Raw genomic sequence first — 25,608 nt, 5'->3', positions numbered from 1 at the left:
GGCACTCGGGCGGCACGCATGCTGATCGCCGAATGCGGGCCCCGGCGTTTTCTGCCAAGGCCGCAAATCGTCTGCGCGGTGTGCGAGATGGGCCAGCGCTAAGCGTTGGCCGCAATCGGCGGCCTCATATTTCCTTGGCCATTCCCTTCAGGTCGATCCATGCATCGAACTGGGCCGCCGTGACATGTCCCGAGGCGAGCGCCGCCTCGCGCAGCGCCAGGCCTCGCGTGAGCGCCAGCTTGGCGATTTCGGCGGCGCGGTCGTAGCCGATGTGCGGGTTGAGCGCCGTCACGGGCATCAATGAACGCCCGAGCATCTCGGCGATGCGCTCGCGATCCGCCTGGACCCCTTCCACCATGCGTTCGGCAAAGCCCGCGGCGGCATCGGCAAGCAGCGTGACCGATTGCAGCAGGCTGTAGATGATCACGGGCTTGTACGCGTTGAGCTCGAGCGTGCCGAGGCCATTGGCCAGCGTGACGGTGGTGTGGTTGCCGATCACCCGGCAGCACACCATGGCCAGCGCCTCGGCCTGGGTGGGATTGACCTTGCCCGGCATGATCGACGAGCCGGGTTCGTTGCCCGGCAGGATCAGCTCGGCAAGGCCCGCGCGCGGGCCGGAGCCGAGCAACATGAAATCGCGCGCTATTTTCAGGAAGGACGATGCCGTGGTGTTGAGCGCGCCCGACAGGTCGGCCAGCGCATCGTGCGAGGCTTGCAGCGCATAGCGGTTCGGCGCGGGCTCGAACGGCAGGCCCGTGTAGTCCGACAGCGCGCGCGCGAAGGCCGCGGCAAAGCCGTGTGGCGCATTCAGCCCGGTGCCCACCGCGGTGCCGCCTTGGGGTACCGGCATGGCGCGCAGCATGGCCTGGCGCAGGCGCGACTGGGCATCGCCCACCTGGGCTTCGTAGCCGGAGAACTCCTGGCCGAGCGTCAGCGGCACGGCATCCTGCAAGTGCGTGCGGCCCACCTTGACGATATCGCTGAACGCGTCCACCTTGCGCCCGAGCGCCTGCTGCAAGCGCTCCAGCGCGGGCAACAGTTGCAGCTGGATTGTCCGGGTGGCGGCGATATGCATCGCCGTGGGAAAGCTGTCGTTGGAAGACTGGCTGGCATTGACGTGATCGTTGGGATGCACCGGCTGCTTCGCGCCCGGCTTGCCGCCTAGCAGCTGGATCGCGCGGTTGGCAATCACCTCGTTCAGGTTCATATTGGTCTGCGTGCCGGAGCCGGTCTGCCAGACCGAGAGCGGGAACTCCCCGGGCCACTTGCCGGCGATGATCTCCTGCGCCGCCGCCTCGATGGCGTGGGCCAGTTCCGGCTTGAGCACGCGCAGCTCTCGGTTGGCACGCGCTGCGCAGAGCTTGAGGATGGCGAACGCTTCGATCAGCGCGGGCGGCATCGTCTCGCTGCCGATGCGGAAGTTCTGGCGCGAGCGCTCGGTCTGCGCGCCCCACAGGTGCCGGGCTGGCACCGGTACGTCGCCTAGGCTGTCGGTCTCGATCCGGGTGGCGTCCTGCTTGCGCTCGGGCATGGCATTCTCCTGTTCGGCCGAAGGCGGCGTGGCAACAGATCCCGGGCCTTAGAATACGCCCCCGGCAGCAACGGCGTCATCCGTGGCGCCGGGCGCGGCCACCGAGGCCCAGCGCCCGAATCACCTGCGCTATCACCACGCGTCTCCAGCATGCTCATTGCCCAGCTCAAGTCCTTCTTCATGGTCGCCCGCATCGGCAGCGTGACCCAGGCCGCCAAGCGGCTCGGCCTCTCGCAGCCGACCATCACCGCCCAGATCCGCGCGCTGGAGGAGGCCTACGGCGTCGAGCTGTTCCATCGCGGCGGGCGGCGGCTGGCCCTGTCGGATGCCGGGCTGGCGTTGCTGCCCAAGGTCGAAGCGCTGGTACAGCAGGAAACGGAAATCGATTTCTTCCTGCGCCACTCGGGCGACCTGCGCACGGGCAGCCTGCGCATCGGCGCCACCGCGCCGTACTACGTGCTCGACATCATCGGCCGCTTCAGCGCGCGCTATCCGGCCATCGATGTGGCGGTCGAGACCGGCAACTCGCAGGAGGTGCTCGATGCCCTGCAGGAATATCGCGTGGACGTGGCTTCGTCCTCGCAGAAGGTGGACGACCCCCGCCTGGAGCGCATGCTGCTGGGCGAGGACCCGCTCGTGCTGGTGGTGCATCGCAGCCATGCGCTGGCGGCGCAGGCACGGGTGCCGGTCGCCGCGCTGGCCAGTTGCCGGCTGCTGATGCGCGAGGCCGGGTCGACCACGCGCATTGTCACCGAGCGGATGCTGGCCCGGGCGGGGGTGGTGCCTGCCACGCCGATGGAGATCGGCAGCCGGGAATCGATCCGCGAGGCGGTCATTCGCGGCCTCGGTGTATCCGTTATCGCCCGCCACGAGGTGCCGAGCCATCCGCACCTGAAAATGCTGGATTTTGAAGACGGTAGCGAGGAAATGAGTGAGTATCTTTATTTTTTGCGCGAACGGCGCGGGGCGCGCCTGATCGATGCATTCGTCGCTGCGGCCCGCCCCGGCGCACAGGTCATGTCGGACTAGTCCGCGGCCGCCTCCGCAGCCGCCCGCTTTGCTGCCGCGGGCCCTGTCCTATCGTTTCTAGCCATCAGCCGCGCTATATCCTCGCAGGGAGAAAATACGTGTACTGGCCTGCAATTTATCCCGCCAGAATGGCACTAGCGGTCTTCACTGACCGGCAACAGCACCTTGCGGGCTAATGTAGAGACATTTGGCTGGCAATGTGAAGCGTTCCCCGCTTCAGAAGGGGGTGGGTTCCCCCGTGACCTGGAAACTGTCAGGCTTGGGTTGCCTGTGAAAGGCCGCGGCGCCTGCCCGCGCGCGGGAAATCGTCCGGATCGGGGCATTGGGGGCTGCCGTTGTGGATGTTGCAAGGATGGAACATAGCCATTGCTGCTCGCAAAGCATTTGCCCAGATCGCGGGGTTGGTAAGAAAATGGCGCTCCAACAATAAGAAGAATATTGACTGTAAGCAATAAAAACAGGATGTCGGGGTGAATCAAGCAATTCTGCAATATCTCACTGAGCGGCATTGCTCGTCGCAATGGCGTGATGTACTGTCGGCGCTCGCCGAAGAACTATCCGAGACCATGGACGTGGCCGGCCTGCGCGCCGTGATGTGGCGCGTTGGCGCGCGTTTTGCCAAGCGTTTCGATCCTGGCGCCTGTGCGACGCTTGCCGAGCTGGAGCGCGCCGTCGCCCAGATCTGGCTGGATGTGGACTGGGGCTGGACCAGCATCGAGGATGTGGGGGGCGCTCTGGTGGTCCGGCATTACTGCGCGCCGCTGAACGCGGCGCTTGGAGACGGGGCCGACACCTGGTCGCCGGCATTCCTGGAGGGGGCGTACCAGCACTGGTTCCGCATGCTCGGCTCGTCCGAGAGCCTGCGGGTCAGCCAAAGTACACCGATCGATGCCACCGGCTGCGTGGAATTCCGGTTCGGGCGTTGAAGTGCCGTCAGCGGTTTGCGATAGTTTTCGCGCCTGCGCACAGCCTTGCGTGAGTGAGATCCCATGAGTCAATCCGACGATTTGTCCAAGCTGTTCCAGCGCTTCGGAGGCAAGGCGGAGTCCTACAAAGAGATCGTGCGCGAAGACGCGGCGACGCAGGCGCGCGAGCGCTGGCCGCTGCTGACGTCCGTGCGGGTCGACCGCGCTGCCGTAGTGCCGCCCGTGCAGCCCGCCGCGCCGCATGCGCATGACGTTGCCGGCCCGGCAGCGGCGCAAGCCGCGCCACCCGCGCCATTGTGGCGCGCGGCCCTGCCGGCAGGCGAGCTTGCGCCTGCCGCGGAGCCGGCTCGCGCCGCCGAGGCTCCGGCCGCTCAGGTTGTCCCACCGGCGGTAACGGTGGCACCGGTGGCACCGGCGGCAACTGGCGCGCCCCCCTCGGCGATGAGGCCGCTTTTCCGCACGCCGGAAGGCATGGCGCCGGCGGCGTCGGCCTCGATGCCGCGTTCAACGCCGGAAGTTGCCGCTGCGCTACCCCCAGTGGCAGCCGTAGCGAACCCGGTCGTTGCCCCCGAGCCCGAGCCGGCCCGCATTTGGTCCCCGGCCGCGCCTGCGGGAGCGGCCGCGCCGCCGGCAGAGCCGGCCCGCGCCGCCGACACCGAATTGTCCAAGGTGTTCGCCCGCCTCGAAGGCCGCCAGGAGCCGGCCACTACCAGCGAGCGCGCACCCGCGCGCCGCTCCTTTCTTGATCGGCTGAATCGCTCGTGAAGATCATTGCTGTTGTCTCGGCCAAAGGCGGCGTGGGCAAGACCACGCTGTCGGCCAACCTGGCCGAAGCGCTGGCGGTTGCCGGCGAGAACGTACTCGCCGTGGACCTGGATCCGCAAAATGCACTGCGCCTGCATTTCGGCATGCCGCCGCAGGACGTTGCCGGGCATGCGCGCGCCACGCTGGCCGGAGAAGCGTGGCAGCAGAGCATGTACAAGGGCCGCTCCCGTGTGCTGGTCATGCCGTTCGGCTCGCTCAACGAGGTGGACCGCTCTGCGTTTGAAGCGCACCTCTCCACCCATCCGGGATGGCTGCGCACCCAGCTTGCCGGACTTGGCCTGGGCCGCGACGATGTCGTGGTGATCGATACGCCGCCGGGCCCGTCGCCATACATGCGCCAGGCACTGTCATGCGCGCAGCTGTGCCTGATGGTGTCGCTGCCGGACGCCGCGTCCTACGCCACCATGCCCCTGATGGAAGACCTGATCCGCACCTATTGCGAGGGCCGGCCCGATTACCTGGGCCATATGCTGGTGATTAACCAGGTCGACGTGAGCCGTCAGCTCGGCAAGGATGTGGTGCAGGTGCTGCGCGCCCAGCTGGGCGAGCGCGTGCTGGGCGTGATCCACCAGGACCAGGCGGTGGCAGAGGCGCTGGCCTACGACCGCAGCGTGCTCGAGTACAACCCTCACAGCCAGGCCACGCACGACCTGCAGCGCTGCGCTGCATGGGTGCGCCAGGCGCTGGCCGCTCAGGGAGAAGCCGCGTGAAGCCAGCCAAGGCAAAAGCCGCCGCGGCGCCCAAGGGCGCGCGGGCCAAGGGCAAGGTCAAGGACAAGGTCAAAAGCGAGGGCGACGACAAGCCCAACGCGCTGTCGGCCGCGTTGCAGCGTTTCGGCAACACCGTCGTCGAGCTTCCCTTTTGGGATAGCGCTGTGGCGCGGGGGCTGGCGTTGCTGGCCGGGCTGCTCATGTTTGCGCTGGTCATCACGGTGCCGCTGGATTTCTGGCAGCAGGTCGGGTTTGCCGCGGTGTGCTTCGGGCTGGCGGTCTGGCTGAACCGGGTCAAGGGCCACCTCGCCACGCTGATGATGGTGATCCTGTCGATCGCGGCTTCCAGCCGTTATATGTACTGGCGCCTGACGGAAACGGTGGGCCTGGGCGGCTGGTTCGACGCCGCCTTTGGCATCGGCCTGGTGCTGGCAGAGATCTACGCGTTCGTGGTGCTGATGCTGGGCTACTTCCAGACCGCGTGGCCGCTCAAGCGCCGTCCGGTGGCCATGCCCGCGGATACTGCCAGCTGGCCGACCGTGGATATCTTCATCCCGACCTACAACGAGCCGCTGTCGGTGGTCAAGCCGACGGTATTCGCGGCGATGGCGCTGGACTGGCCGCGCGACAAGATCAACGTCTATGTGCTGGACGACGGCCGGCGCGAGGAATTCCGCGAGTTCTGCGAGAAGGTCGGCGTCACCCACGTGACGCGTAACCACAATCGCCACGCCAAGGCCGGCAACATCAACGAAGCGCTCAAGGGCACGCACGGCGAGTACGTGGCGATCTTCGATTGCGACCACATTCCCACGCGCTCCTTCCTGCAGATCAGCATGGGCTGGTTCCTCAAGGACCCCAAGCTGGCCATGCTGCAGACGCCGCACTATTTCTTCTCGCCCGATCCGTTCGAGAAGAACCTGCGCACCTTCCAGGAAGTCCCCAACGAGGGCGAGTTGTTCTATGGCCTGGTGCAGGACGGCAACGACCTGTGGGACGCTACCTTCTTCTGCGGCTCGTGCGCCGTGATCCGGCGCGCGCCGCTGCTGGAAGTGGGCGGCATCGCGGTGGAAACCGTGACCGAGGACGCGCACACCGCGCTCAAGCTGCACCGCAAGGGCTACGGCACCGCCTACCTGGCGATCCCCCAGGCCGCGGGGCTGGCCACGGAAAGCCTCTCCGGCCACGTCGGGCAGCGCATTCGCTGGGCCCGGGGCATGGCGCAGATCTGCCGGGTGGACAACCCGCTGTTCGGGCCAGGCCTGTCGATCCCGCAGCGGCTGTGCTACCTCAATGCCATGCTGCACTTCTTCTACGGCTTGCCGCGGCTGGTGTTCCTGACGGCGCCGCTGGCCTACCTGCTGTTCGGCGCCCACGTGATCCAGGCCTCGGCGCTGACCATCGCCACCTTCGCGCTGCCGCACCTGTTGCACGCGAACATGACCAATTCGCGCATCCAGGGCAAGTTCCGCCATTCGTTCTGGAACGAAGTCTACGAATCCGTGCTGGCGTGGTACATCATGCGGCCCGTGCTGGTGGCGTTCGTTAACCCCGCGGCCGGCAAGTTCAACGTGACGCCCAAGGGCGGCGTGATCGAGGAAGCCTACTTCGACTGGGTGATCTCGCGGCCTTACCTGGTGCTGCTGCTGTTCAACTTGCTGGGCGTGGTGGTGGGCTTCCTGCGGCTGTTCCTGTGGAACCAGTTCGAGGCCACCACGGTGGTGCTCAACCTGATCTGGACGTTCTACAACCTGATCATCCTCGGCGCCTCGATTGCGGTCGCCAGCGAGACGCGCCAGATCCGCGTGGCGCACCGCGTGGCGATGAAGCTGCCCGCCACGCTGCACTTTCCCGATGGCCGCACGCTGGTGTGCGAGACCATCGACTTCGCCGAGGGTGGCATTGGCATGCGGCTGCCGCCGGGCATGAAGGCAGCCGTGGGCGAGCAGGTGCAGATCTCGCTCTACCTGCAGAACGACGAGCACATGTTCCCCGCCAAGGTGGTGTTCCAGGGCGACACGCACACCGGCCTGGAACTGGCGGAAATGAGCCCGCGCGAGGAGATGGCTTTCGTGCAGTGCACCTTTGCGCGAGCCGACGCGTGGATCGATTCGTGGGGCCGCAAGCGGCCGGATGCCCCGGGGCTGGCCGCCGGCCAGATCCTGCGCATTGGCCTGCTTGGCTTCCATAACGTGATGTTCCACCTTGGGCGCGAGATGCGCCAATTGTTGCGCCGTCCAGAACCTGGCGCTTCCACCCGTTGATCGGCCTCGTCGGCCCAGCGCCGCGTCCCGCAACGGTTCGTGTCGCGGCTTGAACACGCACCGGACCACTGGCAAAAAGACAGAGAATGCGTTTGACCAAGACACCACGCCTGACCGATCGCTCGCCTGCGCGCTCAACCGCGCACCGCACCGCGCGCCTGCCCGCCGCGACCCGCCTTAGCGCATTGCTCGCGCTCGCCATGCTGACGGTGACCCCGGCCGGCGCCCAGCGTGCCGGCGTGCCCGACACCACGCGCGACGAGGTCGTCGCGCAGTCGCCCGCCGGGGTGGCGGCGCAGGCCGTCGCCGCCGCGCCCCGCAGCGGCGCGCGCACCGTGCAGCTCACGCTCAAGCAGCTGGGTGCCGCCGCGCCGTTCCAGTTGCGCGGCGTGGACGCCATCAACGGCGTGCCATTCTCGATCCGTGCTGACGAGGTCGTGACCGGCGCGCGCCTGAAATTGCGCTACACGTATTCGCCCGCGCTGATACCGGCGCTGTCGCATATCAACGTGATGGTCAACGGCGAGGTTGCCGGCGCCGTGCCGGTGCCCAAGGACACCGCGGGCACCAGCCTGGAGCGCGATGTGCCGATCGAGCCGCGGCTGATCACCGAGTTCAACCGCCTCAACCTGCAGCTGATCGGCCACTACACCACCGATTGCGAAGATCCCTTCCACTCCAGCCTGTGGGCCACCGTTGGCAACAGCAGCGTGCTGGAGCTCACGCTCACGCCGGTGGCGCTGGCCAACGACCTGGCGCTGCTGCCGCTGCCGTTCTTCGATCGGCGCGACGTTAGCCGCCTCAGGCTGCCCTTTGTGTTCGCTGGCGCGCCGTCGCCGGCCACGCTGGAAGCCGCGGGCACGGTCTCGTCGTGGTTCGGCGCGCTGGCCGGCTATCGCGGTGCGTCGTTTGCCGCCACGCTCAACCAGGTACCGGCTGCCGGCAATGCGGTGGTGTTCGTCACCAACGAAGAAAAACCTGCGGGTGTGCAGGTGCCCGCCATCGGCGGGCCGTCGATCGCGGTGGTGCCGAATCCGGGCGATGCGAACGGCAAGCTTCTGCTGGTGATGGGCCGCGACAGCGCCGAGCTCAAGACCGCGGCGCAGGCGCTTACGCTCGGCGCGCGCGCGCTGTCCGGGCAGAGCGCCACCATCAACAAGCTCGACGACGTGGCGCCGCGCGTGCCCTACGACGCGCCCAACTGGATCCGCAGCGACCGCCCGGTGCGCTTTGGCGAGCTAGCCGAAATGCGCGACCTCAATGTCTCGGGCTACAATCCGGACCTGGTGCGGGTGAATTTCCGGCTGCCGCCCGACCTGTTCGGCTGGCGCAGCAAGGGCATCCCGATCGACCTGAAGTACCGCTATACGCCGCGCCCGGTGGTGGACAAGTCCACCCTCAACATCAGCGTGAGCAACCAGTTCCTGCGCGCCTACGCGCTGCGCTCGGTCAAGAACCAGGATGGCCGTGCCAGCCAGTTGCTGGCCAAGGTGCTGCCGGATGGCTCGGTGCCGGTCGACGAGCGCATCGCGCTGCCGCTGTTCATGCTGCCCGCGCAGTCGCAGCTGCAGTTCCATTTCTACTACGACTACCTCAAGCAGGGCGCGTGCAAGGACGTGATGCTGGACAACGTCAAGGGCGCGATCGACCCGGACTCGACCATCAACATCACCGGCCTGCCGCACTTTATCGCGCTGCCTGACCTGGCGGTGTTCGGCAACAGCGGCTTTCCCTTCACGCGCATGGCCGACCTCTCCGAGACCGCCGTCATCCTGCCGGACAAGCCCGCTGCCGAGGACTACTCGACCTACCTCACGCTGATGGGGCGCATGGGCGAATCCACTGGCTATCCGACTACCGGAGTGGCCGTGAGCGGCGCCGCGCAGGTCGACAAGCAGGCCGCGCGCGACCTGCTGGTGATCGGCACCACGCAGAGCCAGCCGCTCTTCACGCAATGGGCCGAGCGCATGCCGGTCACGCTGGCCGGCAATGAAAAGCGCTTTGCGCTGACCGATCTGGTGTCCGCGGTGACGGGCTGGTGGAACGGCGCGGATGGCACGCGCAACCGCCCGGTCGAGACGCGCATGTCGATCAGCAGCGCCAGCACCGATGCCGCGCTAAGCGCCTTCGAGTCGCCGCTGGCGTCCGGGCGCAGTGTGGTGGCCGTCACCAGCAACGCGCCGCAAGGCCTGCAGACCGTGACAGAGGTGCTGCTCGATCCCGACCGGGTCACGAAGGTGCAAGGCAGCCTGGCGCTGGTGCGCGGCAAGGAGATCGACAGCCTGGCGGCACAGCAGAACTACCACGTGGGCAAGCTGCCGCCCTGGACCTATGTGCAGTGGTGGCTCTCGCAGCGGCCGCTCGTCATGGTGCTGATGATCGGCGGCGCCGCGCTGCTGCTGGCGGTGTTGATGTATCTGTCGCTGCGGGCACGCGCCGCGCGCCGCAAGCTGGGGGAACACAAGTGAGCGTGAACCGCACACGCCGCCGATGGCTCGCGGGCTTGCCCGGCCTGGGCGCGCTCGGGGCGCTGGGTGGCTGGCCCGTGCTGGCCCGCGCCGCAGCGCCGAAGGCATCGGCGCAGATTGCCTGCGCGTGGCCGTTGTACCAGCAGTTCCTGTCCCGCTTCGTGCAGGCCGACGGCCGCGTGCTCGACCCGTCCACCAAGGAGCAGCAAAGCACCTCCGAGGGCCAATCCTACGGCATGGTGTTCGCCCTGATGGCCAACGACCGCGCTACTTTCGACCGTCTGTGGCAATGGAGCGTTGCCAACCTCGGTGCGGGCAACCTGCAGGACAAGCTGCCCGCCTGGCAGTGGGGCCACCGGGCCGACGGCTCGTGGGGCGTGATCGATGCCAACCCCGCATCGGACGCTGACCTGTGGTTCGCCTTCGCGCTGCTCGAAGCCGCGCGGTTGTGGAAGCAGCCGCGTTATGGCGAGCAGGCGCGCGCGCTGCTCAAGCTGGTGGCCAGGCAAGAAGTGGTGTCGCTGCCCGGCTTTGGCACCATGCTGTTGCCCGGCCCGCAGGGCTTCGTCCAAGGCAATGCCGATGGCCCGCGCCAGTGGCGCCTCAATGCCAGCTACCTGCCGGTGCCGCTGCTGCGCCGCCTGGCCTCGGCCGAGCCGTCCGGCCCGTGGGGCACGCTTGCCACGCAGGCCGGCAAGCTGGTCGAAGCGGTGGCCAAACAGGGCATTGTGCCCGACTGGTCGGCCTACCGCAGCGACGCAGCCGGCAGCGGCTTTCTCACCGACCCCGACAAGGGCGATGTCAGCAGCTATGACGCCATCCGTGTCTACCTATGGGCCGGCGTGACGCCACGCGGTGACGCCGCTGGCCGCATGCTGATGAAGGCGCTGGTGCCGCAGGCGCAGCGCATGGCGGGACGCGCTGCGCCGCCCGAGCGCATGCACGCCGATAGCGGTGCCGTGGACGGCGATGGCCCGACGGGCTTTTCCGCCGCGCTGGTGCCGTTCCTGCAGGCGGCCGGATCGCCGGCAGCCGCGGTACAGCGCACCCGGGCGGAGACAATGATCGGCTCGGCCACGGGCAGATCCGCCGCCACGTACTACGACACCGTATTGGGATTATTCGGCCTCGGCTTTGCCGAAGGCCGCTACCGGTTCGCGCCTTCGGGGCAACTGGAGCTGGAGTGGGAGAAGACATGTCGAACCGCAAGCGCCCGGCCATGAACGGACGCGCGAACACCCCCCGCTCGGCGAGCGGGCAGCACATTGTTGCGGACACCGCGCGCAGCAAGGGCCTGCGCGCCAAGACGCTGGTGCTGAGCCTGCTGACGGAGTTCGCCGCGGCCGCCACGGCGCAGGAGGACCCGGTCAAGCTGCTGGTGGACCAGGGCAAGTACTGGCAGGAACGCGGCCGCAGCGACCGCGCTGCCGAAGCGTGGCAGAAGATCCTGCGCCTGAATCCGGCCCAGCCGGAAGCCCTGTATGGCATGGGCGTGGCCGAAGCCGAGGCGGGCCGCCCCGATGGCGCGCGCACCTACCTGGAGCGCCTGAAGAAGGCCCAGCCCAACTCCCCGCTGGTGGCGCGCCTCACGCAGGTGATCAGCAGCGGCGGCGCAACCCAGCAGGTCGAGCAGGCGCGCCAGCTGGCGCGCAGCGGCCAGAGCGAGGAAGCGGTCAAGCGCTATCAGCAAGCTGTGGGCGGCGCGGTGCCGCAAGGCAACCTGGCCCTGGAGTACTACCAGACGCTGGGCGGCACGGCACAGGGCTGGGAAGAAGCCCGCAAGGGCCTGGAGCGGCTGGCTCGCGCCAATCCGTCGGACAACCGCGCGCAGCTCGCGCTGGCGCAGCACCTGACCTATCGCGAGTCCACGCGCCGCGACGGCATTCGCCAGCTGGAGCGGCTGTCTAAAAGCAGTGACGTAGCCAGCCAGGCCAGCGAGAGCTGGCGGCGGGCGCTGACCTGGCTGGGCGGCCGCCCGGCGGATACGCCGCTGTACCAGGCCTGGCTGGCAAGCCATCCCGACGACGCCACCATCCGCGCCAAGCTCGATGCGGTCAAGGCCCAGCAGCAACAGCAAGCCACGCAAGCGGCAGGTGCCGCTGGCAACCCTGCGCGCCAGATCGTGCAGCAGGGCTTCGACGCCATGGATGCCGGCGACCTCGAGCGCGCCGGCGACCGGTTCCAGACCGCGCTGCAGGAGCGCCCCGGCGACGCCGACGCGCTCGGCGGCATGGGCGTGTTGCGCCTCAAGCAGGAGAAGTTTGCCGAGGCCCTGGACTTCCTCGACCAGGCCGCCAAGCGTGGTGCCGGGGGCCGCTACCGCAGCGCGCAGAACAGCGCCACATACTGGCTGCTGTCCGAGCAGGCCAGCGCCGCGCGTGGCGCGGGCAATCGCGCCGAGGCGCGCAGCCTGCTGGAGCGTGCGGTCAAGCTCGACCCGCGCGAGCCTTCCGCCCAGGTGGCGCTGGCCGACGTGATGGCCGAGGAAGGCCAGTACGCCCCGGCCGAAGCCGCGTATCGCCGCGTGCTCAAGCAGCAGCCCGACAATCCCGACGCCACGCGCGGCCTGGTTGGCGTGCTGGCGGCGCAGAACAAGAGCGCGGAAGCGCTCGCCATCGTGCAAAACCTGACACCCGCCCAGCAGGACAAGGTGGGCTCGCTGGGCAAGCTGCGCGCCGAGGAGGCCCGAGGCCAGGCCCGTGCCGCCTTGCAGCGCGGCGATGCCGCCGGCGCGCGCCGCGCGCTGGAAGACGCGATGGCGGCCGACCCCACCAACCCGTGGGTGCGCCTGGATGTAGCGCGCGCCTATGCGTCGATGGGCTTGAAGGAGCAGGCGCGCAGCGTCATGGACGGCCTGCTGCTCTCCAACCCCAATATGCCGGACGCGCTGTACGCCAGCGCGCTGCTGTCCGCCGAAACCGGCGACTGGCAAAGCGGGCTCGAAGCGCTAGAGCGCATTCCCCCGCAGAACCGCACCCGCGACATGGGTACCCTGCAACGCCGCCTGTGGGTACACGCGGAAGCCGAGCGCGCCAGCGGGCTCGCCGCCGCCGGCCAGCAGGCCGCCGCGCTGGGCGTGCTGCCGCAAGCCGAACGCTACGCCCAGCAGGACCCCGACCAGCTGGGCGCGCTGGCTCTGGCTTATGCCGACGCTGGCGACGAGGCGCGCGCGCTCTCGCTGATGCGCAACGTCATGGGCCGCACGGTGCGCCCGGACGTTGGCATGCAGCTGCAGTACGCCGCCATCCTGCTCAAGACCAAGCAGGACGTGGAGCTGGCTGGCGTGCTGCGCCAGCTTGCCAACGCCAACCTGAGTAGTTCGCAGCGCCGCGACTATGACGACCTGCGGGTCGCCTACATCGTGCGCCAGGCCGATGCGCTGACCGAGAGCGGCGACCTCGTGGCTGCCTACGACATGCTGGCGCCGGCGCTCTCCGAGCGCCCTGGCAACAGCGCCGTGCGCGCAAGCCTGGCGCGCATGTACGCGCAAGCGGGCGAGAACAAGAAGGCCCTGACGCTGTACGAGAGCGTGCTGGAGAAGGATCCGCGCAACCTCGACCTGATGCTGGCGGCGATCGGCACCGCCACCGCCGCCAAGGAATACAGCTGGGCCGAAGGCACGCTGCAGATGGCGCTGGCGCAGGCACCCAAATCGCCCAAGGTACTGACCGCCGCCGGGCGGCTCTACCGCGCCCAAGGCAAGACCTCGCGTGCCGCCGAGTATTTCCGCGCAGCGGTGGCAGCAGAGAACGCCACGGGCATAGCCTCGACCGGCGCGCGCCCGAATGGCGCGGGCTTCGACCGCGTGCCGTCCAACCCGTTTGTCGGCCTGCCCGGCCAGCGCGGCAGCTCGCAGTTGCCGCCGCCCGGGTCGCAGGCGCCGTACCTGATCGTGCCCGGTCCCACGCGCGCCGCGGCCGCGCCCCAGCCGGCAATGGCTCCCGCGCCGGTGATGATGAACGCGAGCGCACAGGCCTCGCAGCCCTACATCCCGGCGCCGCTGTCCGCTGCCGGGCAAGGCATGGCGCCGGAGATCCAGCAGCCGCAGGCCTACTATGCGCAGCAGGTGCAAGCGCCCATGCCGATGCAGGCGCCCGCCAGCACACGCGGCAAGAACACGCGCGCGGCCAAGGCGCCTGCGCAGGCTTACCCAGCCAACCGGTCTTATCAGACTGGTCAGGCTGGTCAAACTGGTCAGGCTTACCCCGCCTATCCAGCCAACGCGCAGCTCGCCCAGCAGCCTGGCGTGCCCTATCCCGTGCCGCAGCAGGCCGTGGCACCGCAGTATCCCGTCGCGCAGTACGCCGCGCCGGCAGCCGGCGGCTACGCGGCGGCACCGGCGCCCGCCGCGACCGCGCGCCAGCCGATTGGCGCGCAGTCGCGCGCGCCTTGGCTGGCCGAAGCCGATTCGCAGGCCAACCCAACCGGCCCCAAGACCGCGCAGCAGGAACTCAACGAGATCGAATCGCAGCGCACCAGCACGCTCGCCGGCGGCCCTGTGCTACGCGGGCGCAATGGCGACTCCGGCATGAGCCAGCTCACCGAGATGCAGGTGGTGGCCGAAGCCAAGATAGCCGTCGGCAACGGCAAGCTGGTGGCGCGCGTGACACCGGTCGCGCTGGATGCGGGCTCTGTGGGCAGCGACTTCAACACCGCCTCGCGCTTTGGCGGCGGCCCGCTGGCGGTCCCGGTGGGCGGCGCGCCCGTCAACTCGGCCGGCACGCCGCTGCGGTCCACTTCCGCCGGCCAGCAGAATGCCTTTGGTGTGGCGCTGGGCGTGGCCTATGAATCGGACCGCATCAAGGCTGACATTGGCAGCACGCCGCTGGGCTTCCGCTACACCGACGTCAATACCGGCGTGCGCTTCAACCTGCCGCTGACGCAACGCACCACGCTGTCGCTTGGCGCATCGCGCCGCCCCGTCACCGACAGCTTGCTGTCGTACGCGGGCGCGCGCGATGACCGCACCGGCCTGCAGTGGGGGGGCGTGATGAACAGCAGCGGGCGCGTCGACCTGGGTTGGGACGATGGCTTCTTCGGTATCTACGGCTACGGCGGCTACGGCTTGCTGACCGGGCACGATGTGAAGCGCAACACACGCTGGGAAGGCGGTGGCGGGTTCTACCTGCGCCTGATCGACAACGCCGAGCAGCGCCTGATGAGCGGCGTGAACTTCACCTCGATGGGGTACGCGGATAACCTGCGCTACTTCACCTTCGGCCAGGGTGGTTACTTCAGCCCGCAGACCTACTTCGCCGTGACCGTGCCGCTCTCGCTGGCAGGGCGCAGCGGCCGGCTGGCCTACAATGTGCGCGGCGCGTTAGGCATGCAGGCGTTCCGCGAGGATGCATCGGACTATTTCCCGACCGATCGAGCGGCCCAGTCGGCGGCCGGCAATACCGTCTATCCTGGCCAGTCCAAGACCGGCCTGGCCTACAATCTGGTTGGCTCGATGGAGTACCAGGCGGCCCAGCAGCTGTTTGTCGGCGGCATGCTTGGCATCGACAACGCGCGCGACTATCGCCAGTGGTATGCCGGCGTCTATGTGCGCTACGCGTTGCAGCGCCAGACCGGGCAGATCGCGTTCCCGCCGGTGGCGCCGCAGTCGGCCGTGGGCCCCGCGCCGTTCTGAGGGGCGCGCAACGGATGAATCAATCAAGTGAAGCGCAGCCAGGCGGCTGCGCAAAGGAAGTCCATCATGGGTGAAGCAAAACAACGGGGCAGCCAGGCAGAGCGTGCCGGCCAGGCCCGCGCGCGGCTCGAAGGCATGCGGCCCGCGCAACTGGTGTGCGGCGCCTGCAAGACGGCGTTCAGTACCTTCGATGCCATCGACGCCCCCAACCTGCGCGGCATCGATGCCGTGTTTGGCGGGCAGTGCCCGAACTGCGGCAACGATGTGCTGGTGTTCAAGGGCGAGCCTCAAGCCGTGGCGGATGCCATGGTGGCATGGGAGCGGATGATGGGCGCGGACACCAAGCTGGGCTATCAGTCGCGCGACGGCAAGCACGTGCCGTTCGAAGAAGGCAAGTAAGTCAGCCAGGTGAGCTAAGTCAGCTATCCAGCAGGTCCGGCGGCCCCATCTCAAAGCGGCCGCGGCCTGCCGCCTTGGCGCGGTAGAGCAGGGCATCGGCCTGGCGCATCAACTCCTGGTCCGGCATCGGCGCGCCCTTGTAGAGCGCCACGCCGATGCTCACATCCACATCGGCAAACACCCCGTCGATGAAAAAGCGCCGGCTCACCGAATGCACAATGGCCTGCGCAATGCGCTGTGCATTGGCCGCGCCGCCGATATCCTCCAGCACGATCGCGAACTCGTCGCCGCCCAGGCGCGCAACAGTGTCGCGCTCGCGCACGCAGCGCTGCAGGCGCCGCCCGAAGGCCTGCAGCAGCAGGTCGCCGGTGATGTGCCCGTGGAAGTCGTTGACCGCCTTGAAGCGATCCATGTCCAGGTAGAGCAGCGCCATGAGCCGGCCGTCTTCGCGGCTGCGCGTCATGGCGGCCTGCAGCAGCGCCTCGAAGGCGTTGCGGTTGAGCAACTGGGTCAGGTGGTCGAGCCGGGAGATGCGTGATAGCCGCAGGGTCTCCAGCTTGCGCTGGGTCACGTCCTGCACATGCACATGCACGCCCACCACATGGCTGCCATCCGCGCTCCATTCGGGGCGCAGGCTGGTCTCCATGCAGCGGTAATCCGGATCGCTTTCTTCCGTCTCGAACGTCACCGCGCTGCCCGCCAGTGCTTTTTGCAGGAACGGCCGGGCGCGGGCATAGCGGGTGTCGCCGATCACTTCGCGCACGCTCATGCCGCGCAGCGCCTGCACCGTGATGCCGAAAGTCCGCTCGTAGGCGAGGTTGTTGAAGACGTAGCGCTCGTCGGGCCCGATAAACGCCAGCAGCGCAGGCAGCGTATCGGTGACCGCGCGCAACTGGCGCTCGCTCAGGTCGAGCTGCTCGCGCCGCTCGCGCACGTCATGCATCAGCTGCCCGAAGGCGCGCGCCAGATCGCCGATCTCGTCATGCTGCTGCGCTGGCAGTTTCTCGTAGGCCGCTAGGTCGTGCGCGCTATCGCTTACCACCTGGTGCAGGCGCGTGAGCGGCGTCAGCAGATGCCGCACCGTCAGCCAGATCAGCAGGGCCACCACCGCCAGCGACAGCAGGGCCAGCGCGAGGAAGCGCACCTGCATGGCGTGCAGCGGCGCGAACGCCTCCTGCGCGGGCAGCACCGCCACCAGCTCCCAACCGGTGCTCTCCATCAGGTAGCGCGAGATCAGCGGCCTGGCGGGCGAGAGAAACTCGATGCGCCCGCTGCGGTCGTCGACGCCGCAGGTGTCTCCCAGCGCGCGGGCCGGCTGCGTGGCCTTGGCCGGATCGGGGTGCCGCACATAGACCGGCATCCGCCCTCCCGATACCAGGCAATAGAAGCCGGTGGTGCCGAGCCGGTTGTGGGTGATCTCCACCAGGAAGTTGGCGCTCGACAGATCGAGCCAGCCGCCCAGCAGGCCAAGGAATTCGCCTTGCTTCGAGACGATGGGCACCGCCACCAGCACGCCGGTCGCGCCATTGATACGGGCGCGGATAGGCGGGGTGATCACGGGTTCAAGGGTGCGCGCGGCTTCGCGGAAGTAGTCGCGGTCGGCAATGCTGACCTGCACGCCATCCCGGGCCAGCACGCGCCCCTGGGCATCGGCCAGCATGAACGCATTGAAGGCGCCGGGCACGGGAATCCGCCGCTCCAGCAGCAGGCGCAGCTCGGCGCCCGGGCGGGCGAGCTCGCCGGCCAGTTGCGGCGCCACGTGGGACAGCAGGGTGATGCGGTCTTCCATGGCGGTGTCGAGCTGGTCCGAGGCGAGCTTGACGATGGAGTCCTGCTGGTCTTGCAGCGCGGCGCGCAGGTCGTCGTGCGCGTAATAGAGCGATGCCAGCACGATGCCGGTACCAAGCACGGCGGCAAGCGCCGTGGTAATCAGCGCGAGACGCGCCTTCAGGGAAAGCGAAACTTGGGGCATGCGAGCCGGCGGTGTCGGGGGACGGCGCGCGCCTTCTGGACGGCCGGCCCGCATGGTTGCCGGGAGTCGGGCTTCGGCAGGCTTGCAGGCCCGCCAACCCTACCACAAGCGCCAGTCCCGCGCGAGTCTGGCATGGGCGCGCGCGGGCCGCGCCCGCCACCGTGTGGCGCCGCACGTTACAGTGGCGCGCCGGGGGTGGGCGAGCCATTGCCGCCACGGTATAGTGGGCCGTCGCCCTGCGGCGGCAGGGGGAGGCCACCGAGGGCTCCCATCCGCACCCCCAATTCATGAAACTGCCCTCAATTTCGCCAGTCCTGCTGTCCCTGCTGGTCGCCGCGGCCGGCGCCCTGGCGACTGGCGGCGCCTGGCGCGGCATGCATACGCTCGAGCGCGAGGTGGCGCGGGGCGATTTCGAGGCGGTGTTCTCGCCGGTCTTCTCCGCCTTGCAACGGCGCCTGCAGGACAACGAGCAGCTGCTGCGCGGCACCAGCGGGCTGTTTGCCGCCGATCCCGCCCTCACCCGCGAGCAGTGGCGCAACTACCTGTACACCACCCAGCTGGATGACCTGCCGCCCGGCACGCATTCGATCGGCTATGCGCGCCTGACCGCGTCAAGGGAGCTCGACCGGCTGGTCGAGACGATGCGCCGCGAGGGCCAGCCCGGCTTCGAGGTCTACCCGCTGGGCCCGCGCGACGTGTACGCGCCGGTTGTGTATGTCGAGCCCTTCGCCGGGCGCATTACGCGGGCGCTTGGCTTTGACATCATGTCCGATCCCGTGCGCCGCGCTGCCGCCGAGGCTGCCCGCGATAGCGGCGAGGTGCGCCTGAGCGGCGGCGTGGAACTCACGCGGGAGAGCGAAACGCAGGCGCCGCAGCGTGGCGTGGTGCTGTACCTGCCGGTGTACGGCAGTGGCCTGCCGCTGAACACCCCCACCCAGCGGCAGCTGGCCGTGACCGGCTATGTCTATACCTCGCTGCGCCTGGAAGACCTGCTGCGCGGGGTCAGCCTGCCCGCGGCCGGCACTTTGTCGCTGATGCTAGATGAAGGCCGCGAGACCCAGCCCGGCGCGTTCCTGGCCGGCGCCGCCGCGCCCGGGCCCGGGGCGGCCAGCCCGCGGGTCCCGGCGCCGTTGATGCAGGCCGAACGCGAGCTGACCTATGGCGGCAGGGTCTGGACCTTGCGCGCCATCACCACGCCGGCCTTCGAATCGGCGCATCGCCCGCGGCGCTCCACGCTGGTACTGGCGATCGGCACGGCAGGCACGCTGCTGCTTGCCTGGATCGTGTTTGGCCTGGCACGCCAGCAGCGCATGGCGTGGCAGCTCGCGGCGCGGGCGCGCCAGGGCCGGCAGGCGGATGGCGCCTTGCAGCGCGCGGGCCTGGCCAGCGCCAGCGATGCCTTCCTGGTATGCGATGCCGATGGCTGTGTCCAGATCGCCAGCGCGGCGGCCACCGCGCTGTTCGGCAAGGCGCCGGACCAGTTCCCCGGCACCCTCATCGCCACCTTGCTGCCCGATGCCGCCAGGCTGGCGGCGATGGCGCTTGAGGGGCGGCTGGAGAGCCACGCCCGCAGGTCCGACGGCACCATCATTCCCGTGCGCGTGGCGGTGGCGCCGGTGCCTGCTGCCGGGCCCGGCCGGGTGCTATGGGTAGTGACGGACCAGAGCGCCATCCGCCGCGCCGAACTGGCGGCCGCCGACGCGGCAGAGCGCAGCGCACGCGTGCTGGATCACACCGCGCTGTGCGTCATCACCTTCGACCGCAACGGCACGGTGACCGGCATCAACCGCGCCGGCCAGCGCATGCTGTGGTACCAGGCCAGCGAGGTGGCCGCAGGCATGCGCTACCTGGACTTCCTCGATCCCAAGGAGGTTGCGGCGCGCGCGGCCGTGCTCACCAGCGAGCTGGGCGAGCCGGTGGCGCCGGGCCTGGCCGCCGTGGTCGGCAAGGCCCGGCTCGGGCTGACCGACGAACAGGAGTGGACCTATGTCCGCAAGGGCGGCTCGCGCCTGCCGGTGCAACTGACGCTGACCGCGCTGCCCGAGCCGCACGTGCCCGGCGGCACGGGGGACGTGGCGGTCCCGGCCTTTGCTGGCGAGGCCGGCATCGGTGGCCTGGATGCCGGCGGCTATCTCGCCATCGCGCATGACCTGACGGAGCGCAAGCGTGCCGACGAGTACATCCGGCACCTCGCGCATCACGACGCGCTTACGGGCCTGCCCAACCGCGCCCAGCTGCATGCACGCACGGAACTGGTGCTGCAGCGCGCGCTGCGCAAGGGCGAGCGCATCGCGCTGCTGTTGCTCGATCTCGACCAGTTCAAGCGCATCAACGAATCGCTCGGCCACCATATCGGCGATGAGGTGCTGCGTATCGTGGCCGATCGCCTCAAGGCCGCGGTGCGCCACGCCGACCTGGTCGCCCGCATGGGCGGCGACGAGTTCGTGGTGGTGCTCGACCCGTTGAGCCAGGACAGCGAGGCCGAGCTGGTCGCCGCCAAGATCCTGGCCCGCCTGTCGGAAGACCTGCAGCTAGGCAACCAGCGCCTGCGCGTGACGCCCTCGATCGGCATGGTGCTGTGCCCCGACGACGGCGACAACCTGGCCGACCTGCTCAGGAATGCCGATGCCGCCATGTACGCGGCCAAGCGCCGCGGCGGGGCGCAGCTCAGCCGCTTCTCCAGCGAGATGGCCGAGGCATCCATGGCGCGTTTCACCATCGAGGGGCTGCTGCGGCGCGCGCTGGCCACGCAGGCGTTCAAGCTGCGCTACCAGCCCATCGTCGACACGGCCACGTTGCGCATTGCCGGCGTGGAAGCGCTCATTCAATGGGAAACGCCCGAGCGCGGCGTGATCCCGCCAACGGAGTTCATCCCGATTGCCGAGCAGAGCGGCCTGATCATGCCGCTGGGCGAGTGGATCCTTGCCACGGCCTGCCGCGAGATCCAGCACCTGCGCAGCGAGCTTGGCGTGGAGCTGGATGTGGCGGTGAATATCTCGCCGCTGCAACTGCGCCAGGAAGGGTTTCCCGCCATGGTCAAGCAATGCCTGGCGGCCGCCGGGCTGCCGGCTTCGAGCCTCACCATCGAGGTGACGGAGGGCATCCTGATCGAGGGCGGCAGCAAGACCATCGACACCTTCGAGCGCGTGCGCGCGCTCGGCGTGGGATTGTCGATCGACGATTTCGGCACGGGCTATTCGGGCTTGAGCTACCTGACGCGGCTGCCGATCGACAAGCTGAAGATCGACAAAGCCTTCGTCGACGACGTTGCGCACGATGAGCATCACCAGGCCGTGGCGGCCGCCATCATCACCCTTGGCCACCAGCTCCACCTGCAAGTGGTGGCCGAAGGCGTGGAGTCGCCCGCGCAGTTCGCCTTCCTGCGCGAACACGGCTGCGATGCCGTGCAGGGCTACCTGTTCTGCCAGGCGGTGCCGCTGGCCGGCCTGATGGAGATCTGCGCGGCAGGCGGTGAAGCGACCATGCGCGCCTGGGCACAACGGGTGCCGGCCACGGTTTGAGGCCCATCCCCAAAATCCGCCGATACCTGCATCGGGATTCTTTGCCCAACTGCCACACGGCTGGCATGCGCCGCTCCTATGCTGCCCGCTGTTATCAAAGCGCAGAGGGTTGTCCATGCAAGCAGGTGAGTCCGCGCCGGGCCGCGCGTTCCTGGCGGTCGAGCAGGTAGGCAAGCGTTTCGGAGGGGCGGGAGGGTTCCAGGCGCTGGACGGCGTTTCGCTGTCGGTGGCGCAGGGGGAACTGCTGTGCCTGCTGGGCCCTTCGGGTTGCGGCAAGACCACGCTGCTGCGCATCATCGCGGGGCTGGAGCGCGAGGACACGGGCCGTATCCACGCCGGCGGGCGCGAGCTGACGGGCTTGCCGCCGCAGGCGCGCGACTACGGCATCCTGTTCCAGTCCTATGCGCTGTTTCCCAATCTGCCGGTGGCCCAGAATGTGGCCTATGGTTTGCAGGGCCGGGGCATGGGACGTGCGCATCGCGAGGCCCGCGTCGCGGAAATGCTGTCGCTGGTAGGCCTGGCGGGCAGCGAGCGCAAGTTCCCCGGGCAGCTCTCGGGTGGCCAGCAGCAGCGCGTGGCACTGGCGCGCGCGCTGGCGCCGGCACCCTCGCTGCTGTTGCTCGATGAGCCGATGTCGGCACTCGATGCGCGGGTGCGCGAGCATCTGAGGCTGGAGTTGCGCCAGTTGCAGCGGCGCTTGAACGTGACCACCGTCATGGTCACGCACGACCAGGATGAAGCCATGGCGATGGCGGACCGCATCGCCGTGATGGAGGGCGGGCGCATCGCCCAGGTCGGCACGCCCGGCGAGATCTACGAGCGCCCGGCCTCGGCCTTCGTGGCTGAATTCATCGGCCAGGCCAACTGGCTGGATGGCCGGCTCAGCGGGCGCGATACCTTCAGCGTGGGCGAGCTCGACCTGGCGGTGTCCCCGTCCCGCGCGGGCGAGGTGGCCGATGGCGCAGCCCGGCTGTGCTGCCGCCCGGAAGCCATCCGGCTGCACCCCGCGGAAGGCGAGCCCAACCGCTTGCTGGCGCGCATTGTCGACCAGACCTATCTGGGCAGCCGCTATCGCCTGATGCTGGAGGCCGACCGCCTGCCGGGCCATACGCTGTTTGCCGACGTGCTGCGCGAGGAGCGCCATCTGCTGCCGGCGCCGGGCAGCCACAAGTTCTGGGTGTCGCTGCCCAGCCAGGCGCTGCAGGTGTTCGCATGACGCGCGCATTGCCCGCGGCCGGGGCGAAGGCCGAGAGTGATGCCGCCGTCAGTCGCGGGTGTGGCGCCGGCAGCGCGGCGGACTGCATCGCGCATGCCGCGCCCGCCGCGATGAAGTGGCTCTGGCTCGCCGGGCTGGCCGTGGCGCTGGTGCTGCCGCTGCTGGCGCTGTTTGGCCAGGCGTGGTTCGATGAAGCCGGGCGCTGGGCCTTGCCCGCGCGCGTGGCCGAGCTGGTCGCCAACCCGAATTTCCTGCCGCTGCTGGGCCGCAGCGTGGCCGTCTCGCTGACCGTGGCCGCGCTGGTGGTGCCGCTGGCCTTCGGCTTTGCCTACGCGCTGCAACGCTCCCGTATCGCGTTCAAGCCGCTCTGGCGGGGCATTGCGCTGCTGCCGCTGTTTGCCCCTTCGCTGCTGCCGGGCATCGCGCTGGTCTACCTGTTCGGCAACCAGGGCGTCTTCAAGGGCGCATTCGGCGCGGGCGGCATCTATGGTTTCTGGGGCATCGTGCTGGGCGAGGCCTTCTATACGTTTCCCCATGCGCTGATGGTGCTGATGGCCGCGCTCTCGCTGGCCGACGCGCGCCTGTACGAGGCCGCGCGCGCCATGGGGGCCTCCGCCTGGCGCACCTTCCTCACGGTGACCCTGCCGGGCGCGCGGCACGGCCTGTTTGGCGTGGCGTGCCTGGTGTTTACGCTGGTGGTGACGGATTTCGGCGTGCCCAAGGTGGTGGGCGGCGGCTATCCGGTGCTGGCGCTGGAAGCCTACAAGGCCGTGGTGGGGCAACAGCAGTTCGCGCGCGGCGCGCTGATCGGCATGCTGCTGCTGTTGCCGGCGCTGCTGACTTTCGGCGTGGACATCGCCATGCAGCGCCGGCAACGCGCGCAGATGTCGAGCCGCGCCCAGGTCTATGTGCCGGGCCGCGACGGGCTGCGCGACACGTGTTGCACGCTGGTGGTGATGGTGATCGGCGCCGCCTTGCTGACCATGCTGGCGGCGGCGGTGGGCGCTTCGCTGGTCAAGCTGTGGCCGTACAACCTGCAGCTCACGCTGGCGCATTACGACTTCGACAATATGGATGGCGGCGGCTGGCTGGCCTACCGCAACAGCTTGCGCCTGGCCGCGCTGAGCGCGCTGGCCGGCACGCTGGCGATCTTCTTCGGCGCGTGGCTGACCGAGCGCACACGCGGGCCGGCGTGGTTGCATGGCGTGCTGCGTGCCGGCTTTGTGTTGCCGATGGCGGTGCCCGGCCTGGTGCTCGGGCTGGGCTATGTGTTTTTCTTCAACGCGCCGTCCAATCCGCTGCACGCGCTCTACGGCACCATGACGCTGCTGGTGATCTGCAACGTGGCCCACTTCTACACCACCGGCCACCTTACCGCGGCGGCCGCGCTGCGCCAGCTCGATGCCGAGTTCGAGGCCGCCGCGCTGTCGCTGGGCGTGGCGCCGCTGGTCACCTGCTGGCGGGTGACGGTGCCGATCTGCCTGCCCGCGCTGATCGATATCTTCCGCTACCTGTTCGTCTCGGCCATGACCACGGTATCCGCGGTGATCTTCCTGTACAGCCCCGATACCGTGCTGGCCGCGATCTCGGTACTGAACATGGACGATGCCGGCGACACCGCGCCGGCCGCGGCCATGTCCACGCTGATCCTGCTGACCTCGGCGCTGGCCTGCCTGCTGCTGATGGGCGCCGCGCGCGGCTGGCTGCGCCGCACGCAAGCCTGGCGCGCGCCAGCCCCTTGATTTGCCGTCGCTGACCAGCGCCGGCGCCACGACACGCATTTCACGATCCGAATTTCACGACATGCCTTCCAAGGAGAAACCATGACTCACCTGTTCCGCACCGCCACCGCCGTGGCCGCCTTCGCGCTGCTGGCCGGCGCTGCCCATGCCAATACCGTGCTGACGGTTTACACCGCGCTGGAGGCCGATCAGATCGCCGCGTACAAGGCCGCGTTCGAGAAGGCCAACCCGGACATCGAGATCAAGTGGGTGCGCGACTCCACCGGCATCGTGACCGCCAAGCTGCTGGCCGAGAAGGCCGCGCCGCGCGCCGACGCGGTGTGGGGCCTCGCCGGTTCCAGCCTCGCCATCCTCGACAAGGAAGGCATGCTGCAGCCGTACGCGCCGAAGAACCTGGCGGCGGTGGACGCGCAATACCGCAGCGCCGCCAATCCGCCGGCATGGGTTGGCATGGACGTATGGGGCGCGGCAATCTGCTTCAACACCATCGAGGCGCAAAAGCAGGGTTTGCCCAAGCCCACGTCGTGGGCCGACCTGACCAAGCCGGTATACGCCGGCAAGATCGTCATGCCGCATCCGGCGTCGTCGGGCACCGGCTACCTGGACGTGAGCGCCTGGCTGCAAATGATGGGCGAGCAAAAGGGCTGGTCCTACATGGACGCCCTGCACAAGAATATCGGCCTGTATACGCACTCCGGCTCCAAGCCCTGCAAGATGGCGGCGCAAGGCGAGTTCCCGATCGGCATCGCGTTTGAATACCGTGCAATGAAGTCCAAGAAGGAAGGCGCACCGATCGACATCGTGCTGCCGTCCGAAGGGCTGGGCTGGGACATCGAGGCCACCGCGATCATCAAGGGCACCAAGAACCTGGATGCGGCGCGCAAGCTGGCCGACTTCTCCGCCTCGTCCGACGCCATGGCGCTGTACGAGAAGAACTTCGCGGTGCTGGCCATCCCTGGCATCGCCAAGCCGGATCCGCTGCTGCCGGCCGACTACGAGAAGCGCCTGATCAAGAACGACTTCACGTGGGCCAGCGCCAACCGGGACCGCATTCTCGCCGAGTGGAGCAAGCGTTACGAAGGCAAGGCCGAGAAGAAGTAAATCAGTAAGAAGCGAAGAGGTAAAACCTGGCGATCAGCGTTAGCCGGCAAAGCCCGGGCAAGTGGTGCGCAATCCAGCGCGTACGGCTTGCCCGGGCGCTTTCATTGATGCAAAGCATGGTGGTCCACGCAGAAACGGGTACGTTATTCGTCGCATGACGAGTTGCGGCAAAACGGCCCCGTCTGGGCGTTTCTGGTGGGCAGCGTACGGGGGTAATGTGAAGAGAGGCGAGGGCGTGAGTGTGGACTCACGCTGCCCCGGTGCGAGCGCCG

At 68.6% G+C, this 25,608-nt stretch carries 15 protein-coding genes; 13 read left to right on the top strand and 2 right to left on the bottom strand.

Translation table 11 applies throughout. The features are described from left to right. Window positions 1-124: 124 nt before the first annotated feature. Entirely contained in the window at window positions 125-1,531 is a 1,407-nt protein-coding gene (locus AC1DS3_RS00260; protein ID WP_441632510.1) for a class II fumarate hydratase, read from the bottom strand. Between the two features lie 150 nt (window positions 1,532-1,681). On the opposite strand from AC1DS3_RS00260, the gene AC1DS3_RS00255 reads away from it, so the two are divergent. The 9 genes from AC1DS3_RS00255 to AC1DS3_RS00215 all read left to right on the top strand — a co-directional run bounded on the left by AC1DS3_RS00255 (window position 1,682) and on the right by AC1DS3_RS00215 (window position 15,784). Further along, window positions 1,682-2,560, top strand: a complete 879-nt coding sequence (locus AC1DS3_RS00255; protein WP_441632508.1) for a LysR family transcriptional regulator — start codon at window positions 1,682-1,684, stop codon at window positions 2,558-2,560. A gap of 470 nt (window positions 2,561-3,030) precedes the next feature. Next, window positions 3,031-3,486, top strand: coding sequence for a cellulose biosynthesis protein BcsD (gene bcsD / locus AC1DS3_RS00250; protein ID WP_441632506.1), 456 nt, complete (start codon window positions 3,031-3,033; stop codon window positions 3,484-3,486). A 63-nt stretch (window positions 3,487-3,549) separates the two neighbouring features. Then, complete coding sequence (bcsP, locus tag AC1DS3_RS00245; RefSeq protein ID WP_441632504.1) at window positions 3,550-4,251, top strand: cellulose biosynthesis protein BcsP; 702 nt, start codon at window positions 3,550-3,552, stop codon at window positions 4,249-4,251. Continuing rightward, window positions 4,248-5,021: a cellulose biosynthesis protein BcsQ gene (gene bcsQ, locus AC1DS3_RS00240; protein WP_477126535.1), complete on the top strand. Its 774-nt coding sequence runs from the start codon at window positions 4,248-4,250 to the stop codon at window positions 5,019-5,021. The genes bcsP and bcsQ overlap by 4 nt, the downstream gene beginning before the upstream one ends. Next, a complete protein-coding gene (gene bcsA / locus AC1DS3_RS00235; protein ID WP_441632500.1) occupies window positions 5,018-7,285 on the top strand; it encodes a UDP-forming cellulose synthase catalytic subunit in 2,268 nt (755 codons plus the stop codon). Before bcsQ ends, bcsA begins: the two co-directional genes overlap by 4 nt. A 200-nt stretch (window positions 7,286-7,485) precedes the next feature. Continuing rightward, the gene (bcsB, locus tag AC1DS3_RS00230; protein WP_441632843.1) at window positions 7,486-9,753 is read left to right on the top strand and encodes a cellulose biosynthesis cyclic di-GMP-binding regulatory protein BcsB; all 2,268 of its coding nucleotides are present in this window, start codon (window positions 7,486-7,488) and stop codon (window positions 9,751-9,753) included. Beyond that, the gene (gene bcsZ, locus AC1DS3_RS00225; RefSeq protein WP_441632498.1) at window positions 9,750-10,976 is read left to right on the top strand and encodes a cellulose synthase complex periplasmic endoglucanase BcsZ; all 1,227 of its coding nucleotides are present in this window, start codon (window positions 9,750-9,752) and stop codon (window positions 10,974-10,976) included. Before bcsB ends, bcsZ begins: the two co-directional genes overlap by 4 nt. Continuing rightward, the gene (locus AC1DS3_RS00220) at window positions 10,949-15,385 is read left to right on the top strand and encodes a cellulose synthase subunit BcsC-related outer membrane protein (RefSeq protein ID WP_477126534.1); all 4,437 of its coding nucleotides are present in this window, start codon (window positions 10,949-10,951) and stop codon (window positions 15,383-15,385) included. Before bcsZ ends, AC1DS3_RS00220 begins: the two co-directional genes overlap by 28 nt. 66 nt (window positions 15,386-15,451) lie before the next feature. Beyond that, window positions 15,452-15,784 carry a hypothetical protein gene (locus tag AC1DS3_RS00215; protein ID WP_441632494.1) on the top strand — a complete coding sequence of 111 codons (333 nt, stop codon included), beginning with the start codon at window positions 15,452-15,454 and terminating at the stop codon, window positions 15,782-15,784. A gap of 19 nt (window positions 15,785-15,803) precedes the next feature. Here AC1DS3_RS00215 and AC1DS3_RS00210 read toward each other — a convergent pair whose 3' ends face one another. Next, window positions 15,804-17,756, bottom strand: a complete 1,953-nt coding sequence (locus AC1DS3_RS00210) for a sensor domain-containing diguanylate cyclase (RefSeq protein ID WP_441632492.1) — start codon at window positions 17,754-17,756, stop codon at window positions 15,804-15,806. Window positions 17,757-18,043: 287 nt separating this feature from the next. Between AC1DS3_RS00210 and AC1DS3_RS00205 the strand changes: the two genes are divergently transcribed. The 4 genes from AC1DS3_RS00205 (at window position 18,044) to AC1DS3_RS00190 (ending at window position 25,336) form a co-directional block, all read left to right on the top strand. Next, window positions 18,044-21,277 (top strand): bifunctional diguanylate cyclase/phosphodiesterase, encoded by a 3,234-nt coding sequence (locus tag AC1DS3_RS00205; protein WP_477126533.1) that lies wholly within the window; start codon window positions 18,044-18,046, stop codon window positions 21,275-21,277. A 115-nt stretch (window positions 21,278-21,392) separates the two neighbouring features. After that, window positions 21,393-22,493: a putative 2-aminoethylphosphonate ABC transporter ATP-binding protein gene (locus AC1DS3_RS00200; protein WP_441632487.1), complete on the top strand. Its 1,101-nt coding sequence runs from the start codon at window positions 21,393-21,395 to the stop codon at window positions 22,491-22,493. Continuing rightward, on the top strand, window positions 22,490-24,235 hold the full coding sequence (locus AC1DS3_RS00195) for a putative 2-aminoethylphosphonate ABC transporter permease subunit (protein ID WP_441632485.1): 1,746 nt from the start codon (window positions 22,490-22,492) through the stop codon (window positions 24,233-24,235). Before AC1DS3_RS00200 ends, AC1DS3_RS00195 begins: the two co-directional genes overlap by 4 nt. Before the next feature lie 81 nt (window positions 24,236-24,316). Beyond that, complete coding sequence (locus AC1DS3_RS00190) at window positions 24,317-25,336, top strand: putative 2-aminoethylphosphonate ABC transporter substrate-binding protein (RefSeq protein WP_416051353.1); 1,020 nt, start codon at window positions 24,317-24,319, stop codon at window positions 25,334-25,336. The last annotated feature ends 272 nt before the right edge of the window (window positions 25,337-25,608 follow it).

The sequence above is a fragment of the Cupriavidus sp. 01L46 genome, from assembly GCF_056399905.1.
The sequence above is the reverse complement of the archived record's forward strand: the minus strand, read 5'-3'. Positions and strand labels throughout refer to the sequence as shown.

Bases quoted from the DNA above. Each gene is read 5' to 3' on its own strand.
- AC1DS3_RS00255 (WP_441632508.1), top strand. From the start codon at position 1,682: ATGCTCATTGCCCAGCTCAAGTCCTTCTTCATGGTCGCCCGCATCGGC.
- AC1DS3_RS00200 (WP_441632487.1), top strand. From the start codon at position 21,393: ATGCAAGCAGGTGAGTCCGCGCCGGGCCGCGCGTTCCTGGCGGTCGAG.
- AC1DS3_RS00215 (WP_441632494.1), top strand. From the start codon at position 15,452: ATGGGTGAAGCAAAACAACGGGGCAGCCAGGCAGAGCGTGCCGGCCAG.
- AC1DS3_RS00205 (WP_477126533.1), top strand. From the start codon at position 18,044: ATGAAACTGCCCTCAATTTCGCCAGTCCTGCTGTCCCTGCTGGTCGCC.
- AC1DS3_RS00190 (WP_416051353.1), top strand. From the start codon at position 24,317: ATGACTCACCTGTTCCGCACCGCCACCGCCGTGGCCGCCTTCGCGCTG.
- AC1DS3_RS00210 (WP_441632492.1), bottom strand. From the start codon at position 17,756: ATGCCCCAAGTTTCGCTTTCCCTGAAGGCGCGTCTCGCGCTGATTACC.
- AC1DS3_RS00195 (WP_441632485.1), top strand. From the start codon at position 22,490: ATGACGCGCGCATTGCCCGCGGCCGGGGCGAAGGCCGAGAGTGATGCC.
- AC1DS3_RS00260 (WP_441632510.1), bottom strand. From the start codon at position 1,531: ATGCCCGAGCGCAAGCAGGACGCCACCCGGATCGAGACCGACAGCCTA.
- AC1DS3_RS00220 (WP_477126534.1), top strand. From the start codon at position 10,949: ATGTCGAACCGCAAGCGCCCGGCCATGAACGGACGCGCGAACACCCCC.
- bcsB (WP_441632843.1), top strand. From the start codon at position 7,486: ATGCTGACGGTGACCCCGGCCGGCGCCCAGCGTGCCGGCGTGCCCGAC.
- bcsP (WP_441632504.1), top strand. From the start codon at position 3,550: ATGAGTCAATCCGACGATTTGTCCAAGCTGTTCCAGCGCTTCGGAGGC.